We start from the raw sequence: 15,288 nt of genomic DNA on the forward strand, positions 1-15,288 counted from the left end.
AATGTGAAGTTACACATATCTAGATCCCCCTAAATCCCCCTTAAAAAGGGGGACTTTGATATGTTTTTCTGGTTCCCCCCTTTATAAGGGGGGCTAGGGGGGATCGAATTCTATGCAGCTTTATAAAAAATTGGTATAAGAACTTTATGAATATGTAATCTAGATTCCAAAGTTTAAGTGTTATGAGTCGCTCGTGAGATAATCCGATTAATTCGTTAGGTGTCAAGGATAAGTGACTCATGAAAACTGATAGGCTTACAATTAACCAGCTTTCACCCAAGACCTACGAGTGGTATCTCACCTACTTGCAGGCTATTGATACTAAAAATATAGAAGTTTACGGTACATTTCTGGCAGATGATTGTGTCATGCAATCTAACAATAATCCTCCTATCCAGGGTAAAGCTGCCATTTTACAAAGTCTTTCTGAATACTGGATTACCTTCGATACCTTGACTCACGACTTACTGAATATTTACGGCACCGAATCGTCTTTTGTCCTTGAAGCCTTAAATCATTACAAACGCAACGATCAAAAAGTCATAACAGTTAGGGCGGTAGCTATCACCGATCGCCACGAAACAGGCTTAGTAACTTCGGTTAGACTCTATACTGATACAACACCCCTGTATACATAACTAAAACTTAATACTTTGACCAAAGAAAAAAAGTATATAAGACCCCGGATTTATCCGTGGGGTCTTCAATTTTGACTTTTGACTTACCCGCAGGGGTTGACTTAGCTTCGGAGCTGATTCCGAGGCAGGATAGTTAGCAAGCAAGAGATTTGACAGATATGCGTAAAGATCAGGAGTTGAATTATAAACCAACTAATTCACGAGACTCAAAATCAGAGAGTTGTTGAGCGATCGCTAATCTTGCTTCCAACTTAGCTACACTAAACTGGTTACGCAGATATTCCAAATGGGCGATGGCATTTGCTTTATCGACAGTTAATCGAATTTGGGTGTCTATTGCTTTCTGATATTCCTGATTCACAAGCAACACCTCAAAGCGGCGAGCCTTGCGTTGAGCATCATTCTTCAAATCCATCTCAAAGGCGGCAGTGCGGTCTGCATTGCCTTCAAATCGGTTAACTTGATGCTGCACTGCCATCAACTGAGAATCTATTTCATTAGCCCGTTGGGCAGCTTGTGCGATCGCACCTGGATAATGACTCAGTTGCATCATTTAATAATTTTCCTCTCAGGTCAATAATGTAGTGTTTAAGTATAAGACCAACCCTTGAATCCATTTACCAAAAGGCTATCACAGAGCAGTTTTACACTTAACTCAGCTTGGTGGAAGCTATATATATATTATAGTCCAAATCTATTGAATTAGGGGAGAAAAAGCGATGTCTGAAGTGCAGGTATACCAATTATTTTCTACTAATTTATTACAATTTTTTCCTAAATTTTCTTTCGCTGAAATAAACTCTCAAAAACTTTTAAAATTAAACCTCATTCATCTTTATCTGCACTCTGTATGAGCTAAATTTTTAAGTTTTTGAAATTAGCTTTAGACAAAGGAGTAAAATGAATGTCGATTGTCATTAATTTCTGGAGATGTCTTTTGAATAACACTATTAATTTTGTCTTTTAAGATTAAGTCCGCCCATATACCCATGACTTATTTAGCCGCCAGACTGAAGTCTGCGGCTAATAAAGTTAGCCTGCATAAGCAGGCTAATTATTTTCTGCTATAATTCTCCACTTTAGCTCAAGCTGCTTCCCGCAGTTGTGGTTGTGACGGCACACTCACCTCTGGAAATGAAAGCGAGAGTTGTTCGGCTTGAGGTACTGCCGCTTGCTGCAAAACTTGAACTTCAATATTAACGCTGACCAAATAACTACCTGTATCAGCACCAACTGCTTCGGCTATGAGTTTAGCAATGTCTGGGCGTTTGGCAGTCAGCGGGTCACGTAAAATACACCGATCCCATTCATGCTTGGCAGTCGGATTGAGGTTGAGAATATAATGCTTCATCATCGAACTAACCCTTGAATCCATCTTCCAGAAGGTTTTCACAGAGCCATTATGCATTTGGCTAGGCTTTGTGGACGCTATACCTATTATAGTATATTTGTACTAAATTGGCGATGTCCAAGTCAGAAAGTAAGAAATATATCATTTCCGTCTAATTGGCTATATTCCCTAATCTATGCAGAGCAGAAAGCCCAAAAATCCCTTTAACCGGACACAATTAAGCTGTTCCACATTTAACTTGCATAATTAGCGTAGGCTTTTCGGCTTATGCCACAAGAGTGATATAAATTTTGGATTAGATGTCATTTAGCTTATAAACCATTTCTAAAAGCGTATAGGTGTGTCTTAGCTATATTCCCGTGCTACATACGATTAGTTAAAGGATTTCTGACAAATAATCAAAGTACGATTTCTACGATGAGCAAAGCCAGCGCCAAATTTATCTATTCCTTTCTTCTGCAATTTAATGATGTCTCTAAATTTTTAATCCTAGAAAATCTGCCTATAGATAAATTCTAATACAAAGGTATTGCAACTAAGCTTACAAAGCAACACCTTATATTTATGTAAATCGCTATATGGTAGATATCTATATTATTGACCTATTTGTAATTGGTCTGCTTTTAATGATGGTAACTTTAGGGTCGGGTTGGATTACTCGCTTACCCCTTTCTTTTGCCATCATCTACCTAGTGGTTGGTATTTTTCTCGGCCCTTATGGCTTAGGACTGATTCAATTACGCCGAGATGACGTTTTTAATACCGAACTGCTGGAGAGAATAACAGAACTTGTCGTAATTATTTCTGTGTTTAGCTGCGGCTTAAGAATTGTTCGGCCTCTAAAGTTGGGGGTTTGGGATATTACAGTGCGATTGATTGTATTTCTGATGCCAATTTCAATTTTTGCTCTGGCTGTTGTGGGTAAATTGTTTTTAGGAATGAATTGGGGAGAAGCAATTTTATTAGGAGCAATTCTCGCACCTACAGACCCAGTATTAGCATCAGAAGTACAATTGACCAGTATAAATGACCAAGATGAGTTGAGATTTGGTTTAACCTCTGAAGGTGGGTTAAATGATGCTTTAGCTTTTCCCTTTGTTTATTTTGGTCTTCATGCCTTAAAAGATGACAACTGGGGTAACTGGTTTAAACAGTGGATTACAGTTGATTTAATCTGGGCGATCGCATCTGGCATTATTATGGGAATTGTTGTTGCCAAATCTATAGTTTGGATTGAAAAAAAAGTTCAAAAACGCCGTGCTGCCGATGAGTTAATGGAAGATTTTATTGCTGTCAGCACAATTCTATTAACTTATTCATTAACAGAAATGGTTAATGGCTATGGCTTTTTGGCGGTATTTGTTGCTGGCTTAGTTGTCCAACGCAGTTACAGAAATTCTGAAAAACCGATAGAACAATTAGAATTTGTTGAGCAAATCGAAAAACTACTGGAAGTTGGGACAATTTTACTATTGGGTTCAATATTATTATTGAAACCAATACTTAATTATGCTATGCAATCTGTGTTAGTAATAGTTTTGTTATTCTTGCTCGTCAGACCTTTAGGAGTTTGGATTAGCACAATAGGCAAACGTCCTCTAGATTCACGCCGCCGAACCTTCCACCCAGGAACTCGGTTGTTATTTGGATGGTTTGGGATTCGCGGAGTTGGTTCTTTATATTATCTAGCCTATGCCTTTGGTCATGGTTTGAAAGGTGAGGCAGCCGAACAAATTGCTTGGATAACTTACACTACTATTGTAGCCTCGGTAATTGTGCATGGCATTAGTGCAACTCCATTAATGAAGTGGTATGAACACAATTTTGCTGACAACAAGAAAAAGACTGCTCCCACCACAATAGATGAATTTGAGTAAAAAGATTTCTTGGATGTAGCGACTGTCTTGAAAGTCGCTACAGTTCCTTATTTACCTGTTACTTTTTCAATAACTTCTTTCGCTTTTTCACCAAAACTTTCTGGGGGATTTTGTTTTTGTTCAGCCTTTAAATTTCTTTCGTAAGTCTTCTCTATAGTATTGAGGTTTTTTGAATCTTTTTTTGCTTGCTCATAAGCTGTTTGTCTGTCTTCTTCTTGAATGCCAACACCTGGATCGTATTCGTTAGCACGATTAATTTTTTCTTCAGAATTTGGTTCATACTCTGGAGGTATTAGTTTTAATTCTTCAAGAGTAGTTGCATGACTAGTTTGCTGAACAAAAATGAAAGAACCTGACAAGCTGATAAAAACCATCAAGCTAATAACCAAAAAGCTTGAACGTAATGCTTGTTTTAAACTTAATAGAATTTTTTGCATGAAAAAAATCTCCTAATCTTTTTGTTATAAGCCTTTTGAGGTAGAAGATAGATTAAATATCTTAGGCTCACAGGAATCCTAAGTGTTTAGGTACAGTTCTTTCTTCTACCTCAAGGTATATTAATTTGTAGTTTTGATAGTAATCTGATTCACAAGACTAAAATCCTCGACTTCTTAGAAAAGTCGAGGATCTCGTGCGTGGTTCACAAATGATTTAGTAGTAGCACAAAATTGTGTAATCTTACCCGTGTACCTGTTTAAAATGAGAATCTCTATAATCCAATATTTTCGTGCTTACTAACTACCGCCCAAAACTCTAATTCTGGAATAATAGCTCAAGTAGACTGAGATTTTACTTTCTTATCTGATAGACTACTTATGACCAGCTGTGATTAATTTTTATTCCTCGGCTTTGCATTACCTCTTCAAATAAATTTGTTGGTAATGCTTCTTCTACAGGAAAAACTCCAGGTATTTTGAGTTTACCTTCTAGCAATAATTGGGCAATAGTACCTGTGCCACAACCAGAAGCCACAGCTGTATTTTCATGCACTACAGTTGAGCAATAAACGGCTGTTTCACCATTTTTCTGCCCTGTAACCTCAGAACGAACTGCTACTCCAATTCCACTAAAATTGTTAGTGACATCTGTCATTGAGTGGCTGACATGAGACAGAAATTCAATCATGTAACGACGCTGCATTAACCACTTGGGAAAAACGTGTGCCGCAATCCAAGTTAGATGATTATAAAAATCTGGAACGGAACCAAACTTAGTAATTACAGTTTTCACTGATGGGAATGCATGGGGCAGTGTAAAGGTTTCTGGCATATCAAACCAGTAAACTCCAGTGCGTCCATATGGAGGTGGAAACTCAACTACTTCTCTTTCACTATAAGGCTTGACTATTTCCCATTTTCCATTTATCCAAGTCTCAAAAGGATACTGCAACCCAAGAAAGGTTGTCCGCATCACTGTAATGCCAGCACCACCAGAACCAGAAACTAAATAACTTAAATGGATCTTTTCTGGTAGCTCAAATTGTTCAATTCCCTGACGTACCATACTGTTAGAAATACCAGGAAAAATGCCAGTATTAATAATTGCTGTCACGCCAGCAGCAGCAGCTTTTTCATGATAATTCAAAGCTTTGCTAGTATAAGACCGATGGTCGCTAACATCTAGATAATTAACGCCTTCAGCAATACAGTTTTCGAGAACATTAGTATCTCGATAGTGAAATGGCCCGGCACAATGGATGACTAAATTAGAGTTTGCGATCGCATCTCGCAATTTGTCAACTTCTGCCAAGTCCAATACCAAAAACTGCACTTGTCCTCCTGAAGACAAGCTTACAGCCTTCCCAAACTCCGCAGAACGTCCAGTAATCGTAATTTGAGCCTGCGTATGAGTAGCGAGATCCTGAGCAACACTGCTACCAATCCGCCCTCGTCCACCAATAATTAAAACTCTGTCTGTCATTACTCCAGATTCGCAACACTAACTTAATTTGACCAGTTTTGTGTCGTGTTTGCCATCGGTTATAAGTATGACTTACCTTTCAATCAAGGCAGAGTTTTCAATTATAGTTAAATCTGCCTTCTTTACGCCTCAATTTGCCTAACTACTGTTAGCGCTGAATAACTTACTCCAGCAGTACCTTCGCCGGGATGGGTGGAGTCACCAACTAACCACAAATTCTCGATTGGTGTCCGATTGGCGAACCCAAAGGGGCCAAAGGTGGAAATCCTTTGACCGATGCCACCAACTATACCGCGATCACGGGCTGTGAAATGGGAAAAAGTGCGCGGTGTTGCCGCTTCTTGATGAATAATAGTTTCTGGTTTGAGATAGAAGTATTGGGCAAGACGAGCGATCGCTTCTTGGGTAAACTTTTGTTTTAGTCCTTCATAATCATCAGTTTGCCACCACTGTGCGGGATCGACAAAGGAAGAAGCGATAATTGTCGCTTTCCCCTCCAGTGCGCGACCATCTCCAGGATGACTGACGGAAACAAACAGGGAATTATTCTCGCCAATGGGGCCATTGACATCATACAGAAATTGGAGATGGGGAGGACATCCAGGTGGAATCGCGCTGGCATCTACACCCAAATACAGCACAAAAGCACCCGATGCTTGGGGCAATTTTTCCACCCGATTTTTATATCCAGATGGCGCTTGTTCTCCCAATAACTGTACCAAGTTTTGCACGGTGACGTTGCTAACTATGTGGTCGGCTGCTTCTGTCCAAACTTCGCCAGTTTTCTGATTTCTAATCACAACAGCAGTAGCTTTGCCGTTTTCTACTTTGATTTCTTTTACAGTGTGGCGCATCAATAGTTTGCCGCCGTCTCTCTCTAAGGATTGTACCAAGCGATCGCTTAATACTTGCATACTTCCCTGGAGGTGAAACAATCCTTGGGGCAGTTGGGATACACTCAACGCTGTGGCGGCGTAAAGTAATGCTGTTTCTTCTGCATCCACCTGAGAGTATAGCTTCAGTTGCAAATCCAAAAAAGTTCTCAGCCGTCGGTCATTTCCTAATCCACATAACCGTAAAGCATCTCCTACCGTAAATAATGTGAAGGGTACGGTAATTAATGTACTCGGACGCACCGCCTGAATTAGCTGCCACAAATCCCATAAATTACGCGGTGGTAGTACCGGGTCGCGTCCTTGAAATTCCCAACTAGCAGCAAATAAAGTTGCCATCAACTGCCAAAATGGTTCGCTACCAGGAAACTGTTTTTGTCGTTCCTCTTGCCATTTCTCTTGGTCGCGCCAAACGTTGATAGGTGTGGTTTCCCCAGGTAAATACACTGCACAAGCAGGGTCGCAAGGCGTTGCTTGTGGCAAATCTATTGACAATTCTGAGAAAATCCGGTGGTGAATTCCCCCTGGTTCCAATCCCGCCACCTGAGTTGCGCCCACATCAAAGGTAAATCCTTGGCGTTTAAAGGTCGAAGCACAGCCTCCTGGTACGAGGGCTTGATCCAAAATTAAGACACTGTAACCTCTATGAGCTAATAATGCCCCAGCAGTCAGTCCACCTATTCCTGCACCAATAACGGCGACATGAGAGTTACTTTTGTCAAGAGAAATGCTGGACATTGATTAGCTTCTTTAAAATTCTTAATACTTTTACTTATAATTTTACCTTAATCTCTGACTTCAATAGGGTCGAAGGGTGCGATTTATCAGTCGAGTTCAATAGAGACCTAACCCCCAACCCCTTCCCTACTAGCGTTGGGGAGTAAGATTCAAAGCCTCTCTCTTCTTAGGAGAGAGGTTTGGAGAGAGGTCAAAGAAGCGCTATATTATCCTGCGATTTGAATCACGAGTGGATCAACCTAAACCCAAAAAATTTGAAATCAACGGCAATAGATTGCTACATTGTTCAACCAACTTTGTGGCACTGGGTAAACTAGAAATTGTTCCTTTTAAAATCTTTATAGCCGTTTTCGCCGCCTTTTGCATCGCCCCCTCTTGAGGATTTTTCCCAGCTTCAGCTAAGGCTTTCACCTGTTCTAATGCCTCAACTTTATCTTCTTGAGCTAAGTTTGTATCAGCCTCAATTGCTGCTTGCAATTGCGTCAACAATTCCTTAATTCCCGGTTTATCAGGTTCGGGAGACGCTGCTAATTCATTGATGGTATTTGTTACCGTACCGCTGATGTCACCCAAATTCAAAGCTTGACCACTGGCATTAAAATCTCTGCCAACACTACCAATTTCAATTTTGCGACTGGCATCATTGCTGTTAGTCATATTTTTATTTTCTACTTTATTGTCAACTTGAACATTAATCGGCTTATTGGCTAATAATTTTACAATCTCTGCCATCTCTCCACTTTGTTGGCGATAGATAACTATTTGTTCATCTTTAGCTTGTAGTACTGCTTTATATTTTTCTTCTACAGCTTGCAATGCCAGTTGATAACTTTGTGTAAAATCACTATGAATCTTTTCTTTATCAGCACCATCAGGTACACCAACTTTAACTACTACTACGCCATCACCTTTATTTTCAATACTCTGTAGAGCTAATTCTGTATCTGCATTTTGGTTTTGCACTGTTTGGAAGGCGTTAACAAAAGCTTTCCAGTCTATGCCATTGCGGAAAATTAAATCAACAGTATTCAAAACCTCTTCAAAGAGTTTAGTAAATTCTCCTGTTTGAAAGTTGCCATTGCTAGGACGGCGTTCGTAGTCATCTGTTTCTGGCTTTGGGTTTTCAAGAAGATATATAAAACGACAATCTACATTATCTAACTTAGTTGTACTTTCAATATTCCACGCTTCAATACAAGCACCAGTCATTTTAGCGTTGGTAAAATTAGTGCTAACAGCTTGAGCAAGAGTTAAGTTTGCCCACTCTAAACAAGCTCCTTGTAACATGGCTTGACCGATATCAGCGCCTTTTAGATTTGCTTCTTTTAAATTAGCATTTTTAAGATTAGCACCTTTAAGGTTAGCACCAGAATAAGATTTTCCTCTACCATCACAAGTGACAAGTAAGTTGAGAACATCTGGATTAGTTAATATAGTCTTGTCAAGTCTGGCTAAGTCAAGTTTTTTTGCTTTATAGAAACAAGTACCTGTCAGGTTTGCTTCTCTGAAATCTGTGTTTTTGAGAGTTGCGCCAGTCAAATTAGCGTTTGTTAAATCGGCATTACGAAAACTGGTTCCACCTGTAGCTGCAAAAGCTATTGCTATTTTACGAATCAAGTCATATCTTTCATCTCCTTTCATTGCATTCCATGCAATATAAATACTTAATGACATAATAAAGGCGATCACTATACCAGTTACGGTACGAAAAGACAAAATATCAATTTTATCTCTTGTTTCACTTACAACATTGGAACTACAGAAAGCAGCAAAACCGACAATAAAAGCAATTCTAACGAAATTATAAATATTAACTTGATTCATACCAAAAATAATGATAGCGCCATCAATAACGCCAGCATCAACAATAGCAGCAGCAACAGCACCAGCAAATGAAACACCATTGCTCATATTCTTACCATGAAGATGTACAATGGTGCTAATAGTAGCGGTGACAACAGAACTAGCGATCGCACTAACAAAGATTGATATGTTTAGAGATATATCTAAACCTTTATAAATAGTCAAAGAAAAGAAAAATACAAGTACTACTAAAGTAGCGATACTAGCCGTTCTTGTATAAGTTTGGTTAGGGTCAATTAAGCAATACAGTCCGTATATAACGTACTCTGAAGCAAATCCTGATAATACTGATAATAGAAGTAAGATTATTAGCAATCTAATTACCCAATGTATCTGTAGCCCAGCTTTAGCATCTGTGAAGACTGCATCTTTGAGGATAGCATTGGTAAAGTTTGCTCCTCGAATATCTGCCTTGCTAAAGTTGACTCCTGTCAGGTTTTGACCTATAAAAGAACGACCTCGAAGATTTTTACCGGAGTAGTCTGGCGGCATAATCACTAATTCGTAATTCGTAATTAAGAAAGTCAGATGAAATCTGGGTTTGGGGGTTTGAATTTAGTGACAGATTTTAGAGAAGTGGTATCACTGAAATTTTATACAAGTTTGCTATGCAATATTTCGGATTTTGGCACAATAAGGAAAATACAAAAATTTTGGATGTAATACGCGGTATAAAAGCATGACTGTGCGCCCTTACCTTTGAATGCTTAGAGTATCATCAGCAATATTGAAGTTGGTGTCACTATACTTAAGCTGTAGTTATCAATATTGCAACTGTAGCGGTTCCACAACTTACGGGAGCTGCTCCCGAAGTTATGGGAGTAGCTCCCGTAACTTCGGGAGCGGTCTAACTCATGACGGGAGCGGTCTACTTTGCAACATTACTCACTAATTGCGGTATTTATTGCGATCGCAGATGAAGCAATCGGTGGATTTTAGGGAAGACTGAGCTTACGTCCTTATTTTCCCTATTTTTCTGTGCTAATTATGAATGAGCAAGCGAATTCAATGCCTCCCCTGCGCCGAAGTCTCACTTCACAAGAAACTTGGGGGTTTGGTTTTAGCGGTTTGCTTTTATGGTTAGGGACGGCTCCTGCTATACATGCTGCACTAGGCCCGCAGGCGCTCTGCGTGTGGTTGCCTGGAACCATCATTGGCATACTGCTCAACCTCCAAGTTAAGCGGTTAGGAACATATTTCCTAGAGGTCGCTGGAGGCACCCCAAACTATATGACCCGCTTGCTCCACCGATTCCCAAACTTGGCTCGCTATGGGGCGATTGGCTACCTGCTCGGCTGGGTCTCTGTTCCGCCTATGGATGCGATTATTCTGACCGATTTAATCAAAACGAATCTGACTCCACTGGGCATTACCTGTCCAGAGACTCTACTCAGAATCGGGTTTACAGTTCTGCCCTTTATCGTTGCCTTTAGCGGAACTCGCACGCTAGGCATTTTGCACTCTTTCTTTGTATTTCCGGCGATCGGGTTTCTTCTTACCTTTTGTATTCAAGGCATTGGTTCGTTGAGTTTTGCCCCTACTAGCCCTGGGGTGCTGCCCGATCTGGGAGCAGGCAGCATTTCCCTGATTGATTGGATGAAATGGTTCTTTATCGCCGTCTATGCAGTTTATGGTTGCGAGACGACATCTTCATTTGTGGCAGATAGCCTCCAACCCAGCTTTACCCTACGGTGTTTGCAGGTGACTGCTGGATTGATTCCGATCGTCTATCTTGGTGGATCATGGGTTTTAATGCGGTTAGCCACAGCGCCCGGATTAGGTGATGGCGCCTATCTCAATCTAGTGGCAGCAGCCCAACCCTTCTGGGGCGCATTCGCCCCCGCTCTTGTCACCTTTCTAATTACATCAGGGTGTCTCCTTAGCTCTGCGACTGCTGTTTCTAACTGTCCCCGGATCTTGTATCAGTTAGCCAAAGATGGCTACTTACCGCCCGTATTTGCCGTGTTGTCTCCCCGGGGAGTGTTTGAACCCAGTTTAATTTTTATCCTGGGGCTGAGTCTAATTTGCTTGGGGTGGGGCGATGTGGAACGGGTTGTGATGGTGACGGGCACCGGCTATCTGACTTCGATGATGGCAATTCACTTAGGTGAGTGGGTCAGTCGGCGGCGACCAGCAACCCGATGGCCCTGGTGGTCGCTGGGTTTCTTTGGCATTGAAGCGATTGTTTTGGTAGTGGGCGGATTGGCATGGGGCTGGCAGGACTTAGCCATTGGATTGCTCCTGCCTGGGCTGGTGAGCATAGCAGGCACTCAATTACCGCGCTTGAACGTCTCCCTGTTCCATGCCGATGGGTGGATGCAACGGTATCACCAGCAACCCCATACCAGCAAAACAGATTGGTTGGCATTTCAGGTGATGATCTTAATCGGCTTAGTGTGCAGTGCGGTGAGTATTGGCTGGTGGGTGAGGGCGGGTTTAGATCGGGTGGGTGTGGGGCAACATGTGGCGTTGTTTAGCATTTTGTTAATGACGGTTGCCTTCGCGGGAGTAGCGATCGCCTGTTGGACTAGTCTGCCCCAAATTGCCGCCATTACTGAAGCCCGAGAACAGGTCGAACGCACACTGCTGGATTTGCAACAAGCCCAAACGCAACTCGTGCAGGCAGAAAAAATGTCAGCATTGGGTAATTTAGTTGCTGGAGTTGCTCACGAGATGAATAATCCTTTGGGCTTTATTTCTGCTACTCTCCAACAAACTAAATCCACAATTGCTGATATTATTGAACACTTGAAACTTTATCAAGAAAGTTTAATCAAACCAGATGATGACATTAAAGACCACGCCGAAGAAATTGACTTGGATTATAGCTTAGAAGACTTACCCAAAATGATTGATGAAATGGTTATGGCCTGCGATCGCCTGAAAAATGTCAGCACCAGTCTCCGCACTTTCTCCCGTGCAGATAAAGATTATAAAGTACCTTGTAATATCCATAAAGGCATTGATAGCACAATTTTGATTCTCAAACATCGCCTGAAAGCAAATGAACAACGTCCAGCCATTGAAGTGATTACTAAGTATGGTAATTTACCTGAATTAGAGTGTTTTTCTGGACAATTAAATCAGGTATTTATGAATATTCTAGCAAATGCTATTGACGCATTAGAAGAAGTAAATTCTGGGCGGACTTTTAGAGAAATTAAGGATAATCCCAACCAGATTATAATTACAACCTCAGTGGTAGATGAGAATGTAAAAATATCAATTGCTGATAATGGCAACGGAATAAGTGAAGGAGTTAAAGAAAAAATATTTGACCATTTCTTTACTACAAAAGGAGTTGGTAAAGGTACGGGTTTAGGACTGGCGATCGCTCACTCTATTGTGGTAGAAAAACATAACGGTTTACTGGTTGTTAATTCTACACTTGGTGAGGGAACTGAATTTGTCATTACCTTACCAATTCTGACTCAGACTCAGAATTAACTTGGTCGAGACTCTGAAATTCTTTAGTCATTATCTCTTCTACTAAATCGACTTCATCAATGACCCGATCAGGCGTTAAGAGTGCAAAAAAAGATAAACGTAAATTGGCAAAGGTATTAAATTTGTAATTTGTAATTAAAAAAGGTATTAAATTTGTAATTTGTAATTAAAAAAGTCACATTAAATTTCACAACTTACGGGAGAGTTAAATTAAAGATATGCTTTTCTAGGCGAAGCAAAGTATGCGCTATCAAGTTTTACTTGCCAACTTCATGTTTTGACCGAATTCAGCCGAATCACTCACTGGTTCTGAATACAAAGTAAACAACTCACTCAAAACTTCTTTCCCTGCAATTTCTCCAAGGCTGGTAAATCGTTCTAGCTTGCTTTTACAATGACTTTACTATCAAGCGTTGCATTGCTTACATCCACACCAGGCGATCGCTGTCTTTATCCCTTTATATAGTATACAAAGACTACTATCTACATCTCTACTTACCAATTAGATACAGCACTTTGCAACTAAATGAGGTACAGAACCAAGGATTCGCAAATCAAATTATTCTTCTCCCTCCTGCCTCCTGCCTTCTGCCTCCTGCCTCAAAACCAGTGAATTTGTACCTCATGCAAAAGAAAACTGCTGTACATTGAGTGACAATGCACAGATTATACGTTTGACGCTCAAAGAATTGGATCGAGTTGCACCCAATTCAATCGTACTTATCGTTAGCAAGAAGAGTGGATGTACTTACGCGGATTGCGTAGGCGTAGCCCGTCGTAGACATCGCTTTATAACTTTTTGTAAAGATTGCATAACAAAGTACGTAAAGTTATTTGCTTGATACAGAGAAATTAATAGAGGTTTCCTTTAATGATGAAATTATATGTCAGTATCAGCTTCTTTAGACCTGTCTAAAACTTTCTTCTTCAACAGCTTATTAGAAGCTAATCAGACAATTTATTTAGATTTCGACGGCAATATCACCTCTGGTACTTCCTGGAACACAAGTGAACGTCCGGCTAACATTATCACCCCTGCCTTCGACTTCGACGGCAATACAGCATCCTTTAGCTCGGTTGAACTTGAAAGAATTCAGTATATCTGGCAGCGCGTCGCTGAGGATTTCAGCCCGTTTAATGTTAATGTCACAACGCAGGCTCCAGCAGATATTAACGATCTGATTAAGAGCGGCAGTAATGATACTCGCTGGGGGGTGCGTGTTGCGATCGGCGGTAGCAGTTACGATTGGTATGGTAAAGGAGCCGAAGGAGTCGCCAAACTTGGTTCTTTCAACTGGAATAGTGATACTCCTGCCTTTGTTTTTATTGAAAATACGTTCGGTGATGAGAAGTATACGGCTGATGCTATCTCTCATGAAGTAGGACATACGCTGGGACTCCAGCATGATGGACGAATAACCCCCGCTGAAGAATACTACGAAGGACATGGTAGTGGAGAGACTGGCTGGGCACCGATCATGGGAGTACCGGGGTATTACCAGGAGCTAACCCAGTGGAGTAAAGGTGAGTATGCTTCTGCTAACAATACTGAAGATGATTTGCAAATTATTACGACCCAAAATGGGTTCACCTACCGAGCCGATGATTGTGGTGATACAATTGCGACAGCAAAGCCACTAACCATTTCTAGTACGTCTGTCAGTGGTAGTGGCATCATTGAGCGCAATACAGACCTAGATTTTTATAGTTTTGTCACAGGTTCTGGTCTGATTAGCTTGACAGTGAATCCTTTTAGTCAAGGGCCAAACTTAGACATTTTGGCAGAGCTATACAATTCTGCTGGTACCTTAATTGCATCGTCCAATCCAACAGATTTACTATCTGCAAATATTACAACAAATGTCGTTGCTGGAAATTATTACCTCAAAATTGATGGTATAGGAAAAGAAGATCCTCTTGCAACTGGCTACACGGATTACGGCAGTTTGGGGCAGTACTTTATCAGTGGTACTCTAAACTTTCCTAATATCCAGCGATGGGCAACTGGCCAAGGCGGTTTTTGGGATACTCAAAAATGGCTAGTTGGCGATTTTAACGCAGATGGGAAAGATGATTTAGTCAACGTCTTCAATGATGGGGGTCTAGCCAGTATCGATACTTATATTTGGTATTGAGCCAAGACACGCGTAAAAATCTGTAATCTAATCTAAACATGGGAAGTTTTGTGGTCAAAGTTTTAAAGCGGCCTTGAGAGGAGCGCTGCTAAGTGCTTGAGTTTTTGCGTCAAGCAGTAGACTGTACTTTAGACTAAGAAGCAGAAAATGACTCAGGGATGCTGAGTTGAGTTTAACCAATGCCAAAAATGTCAAAGGTAAGAAATCAAGCAGATTTCTATGCTGTTTTAGGTGAGGCTAAAGTACGCTTTTTAACAATAGGATAGCGAATTCTACGTTGACGTCGTTCACCAGTCTTCCAACCAGGAGATTTACCTCGTGGTTTTGGCGCTCTGGCGGGAGTAGAAACGTGAAGCAAAATCCCAGGCATCGCTTGTGCCACCCGTCCAGGAGTTAATTGAATTATTGGTCGTTGCCATGGCAACG

The 15,288-nt window shown here is 40.9% G+C and carries 9 protein-coding genes and 2 pseudogenes; 4 read left to right on the forward strand and 7 right to left on the reverse strand.

From position 1 onward, the window contains the following. The first annotated feature begins 239 nt into the window (after window positions 1-239). A complete protein-coding gene (locus tag RMY32_RS07815) occupies window positions 240-638 on the forward strand; it encodes a nuclear transport factor 2 family protein (protein WP_322714735.1) in 399 nt (132 codons plus the stop codon). Window positions 639-819: 181 nt separating this feature from the next. Here the strand turns inward: RMY32_RS07815 and RMY32_RS07820 are convergent, their stop codons facing one another. Further along, window positions 820-1,191 (reverse strand): hypothetical protein, encoded by a 372-nt coding sequence (locus RMY32_RS07820; protein ID WP_322698346.1) that lies wholly within the window; start codon window positions 1,189-1,191, stop codon window positions 820-822. Between the two features lie 531 nt (window positions 1,192-1,722). Then, entirely contained in the window at window positions 1,723-1,992 is a 270-nt protein-coding gene (locus tag RMY32_RS07825) for a hypothetical protein (protein ID WP_069069307.1), read from the reverse strand. A gap of 575 nt (window positions 1,993-2,567) precedes the next feature. On the opposite strand from RMY32_RS07825, the gene RMY32_RS07830 reads away from it, so the two are divergent. Then, on the forward strand, window positions 2,568-3,866 hold the full coding sequence (locus tag RMY32_RS07830; protein WP_322714736.1) for a sodium:proton antiporter: 1,299 nt from the start codon (window positions 2,568-2,570) through the stop codon (window positions 3,864-3,866). 47 nt (window positions 3,867-3,913) lie between these two features. Here RMY32_RS07830 and RMY32_RS07835 read toward each other — a convergent pair whose 3' ends face one another. The 4 genes from RMY32_RS07835 to RMY32_RS07850 form a co-directional block, all read right to left on the reverse strand. Next, window positions 3,914-4,303 (reverse strand): hypothetical protein, encoded by a 390-nt coding sequence (locus RMY32_RS07835; RefSeq protein WP_322714737.1) that lies wholly within the window; start codon window positions 4,301-4,303, stop codon window positions 3,914-3,916. A gap of 376 nt (window positions 4,304-4,679) precedes the next feature. Further along, window positions 4,680-5,786 carry a saccharopine dehydrogenase family protein gene (locus RMY32_RS07840; RefSeq protein WP_322714738.1) on the reverse strand — a complete coding sequence of 369 codons (1,107 nt, stop codon included), beginning with the start codon at window positions 5,784-5,786 and terminating at the stop codon, window positions 4,680-4,682. 122 nt (window positions 5,787-5,908) lie between these two features. Further along, window positions 5,909-7,417: a C-3',4' desaturase CrtD gene (gene crtD / locus RMY32_RS07845; RefSeq protein ID WP_322714739.1), complete on the reverse strand. Its 1,509-nt coding sequence runs from the start codon at window positions 7,415-7,417 to the stop codon at window positions 5,909-5,911. Between the two features lie 234 nt (window positions 7,418-7,651). Beyond that, on the reverse strand, window positions 7,652-9,772 hold the full coding sequence (locus tag RMY32_RS07850; RefSeq protein ID WP_322714740.1) for a pentapeptide repeat-containing protein: 2,121 nt from the start codon (window positions 9,770-9,772) through the stop codon (window positions 7,652-7,654). Between the two features lie 2,091 nt (window positions 9,773-11,863). Between RMY32_RS07850 and RMY32_RS07855 the strand changes: the two are divergent. Together RMY32_RS07855 and RMY32_RS07860 are read left to right on the forward strand one after the other, a co-directional pair. After that, a pseudogene (locus RMY32_RS07855) lies at window positions 11,864-12,727 on the forward strand (sensor histidine kinase); the annotation flags it as partial. 884 nt (window positions 12,728-13,611) lie between these two features. Beyond that, on the forward strand, window positions 13,612-14,862 hold the full coding sequence (locus RMY32_RS07860) for a hypothetical protein (protein ID WP_322714741.1): 1,251 nt from the start codon (window positions 13,612-13,614) through the stop codon (window positions 14,860-14,862). Between the two features lie 217 nt (window positions 14,863-15,079). Here the strand turns inward: RMY32_RS07860 and RMY32_RS07865 are convergent. After that, window positions 15,080-15,288: pseudogene (locus RMY32_RS07865) on the reverse strand (transposase); the annotation flags it as partial.

The organism is Nostoc sp. ChiSLP03a (assembly GCF_034531215.2).
In the GTDB taxonomy this organism is placed as follows: Bacteria; Cyanobacteriota; Cyanobacteriia; order Cyanobacteriales; family Nostocaceae; genus Nostoc.

What these genes read in the sequence shown, in the direction of transcription:
- crtD (WP_322714739.1), bottom strand. Translation starts at nt 7,417, where the DNA reads ATGTCCAGCATTTCTCTTGACAAAAGTAACTCTCATGTCGCCGTTATT.
- RMY32_RS07860 (WP_322714741.1), top strand. Translation starts at nt 13,612, where the DNA reads ATGTCAGTATCAGCTTCTTTAGACCTGTCTAAAACTTTCTTCTTCAAC.
- RMY32_RS07850 (WP_322714740.1), bottom strand. Translation starts at nt 9,772, where the DNA reads ATGCCGCCAGACTACTCCGGTAAAAATCTTCGAGGTCGTTCTTTTATA.
- RMY32_RS07825 (WP_069069307.1), bottom strand. Translation starts at nt 1,992, where the DNA reads ATGATGAAGCATTATATTCTCAACCTCAATCCGACTGCCAAGCATGAA.
- RMY32_RS07835 (WP_322714737.1), bottom strand. Translation starts at nt 4,303, where the DNA reads ATGCAAAAAATTCTATTAAGTTTAAAACAAGCATTACGTTCAAGCTTT.
- RMY32_RS07820 (WP_322698346.1), bottom strand. Translation starts at nt 1,191, where the DNA reads ATGATGCAACTGAGTCATTATCCAGGTGCGATCGCACAAGCTGCCCAA.
- RMY32_RS07815 (WP_322714735.1), top strand. Translation starts at nt 240, where the DNA reads ATGAAAACTGATAGGCTTACAATTAACCAGCTTTCACCCAAGACCTAC.
- RMY32_RS07840 (WP_322714738.1), bottom strand. Translation starts at nt 5,786, where the DNA reads ATGACAGACAGAGTTTTAATTATTGGTGGACGAGGGCGGATTGGTAGC.
- RMY32_RS07830 (WP_322714736.1), top strand. Translation starts at nt 2,568, where the DNA reads ATGGTAGATATCTATATTATTGACCTATTTGTAATTGGTCTGCTTTTA.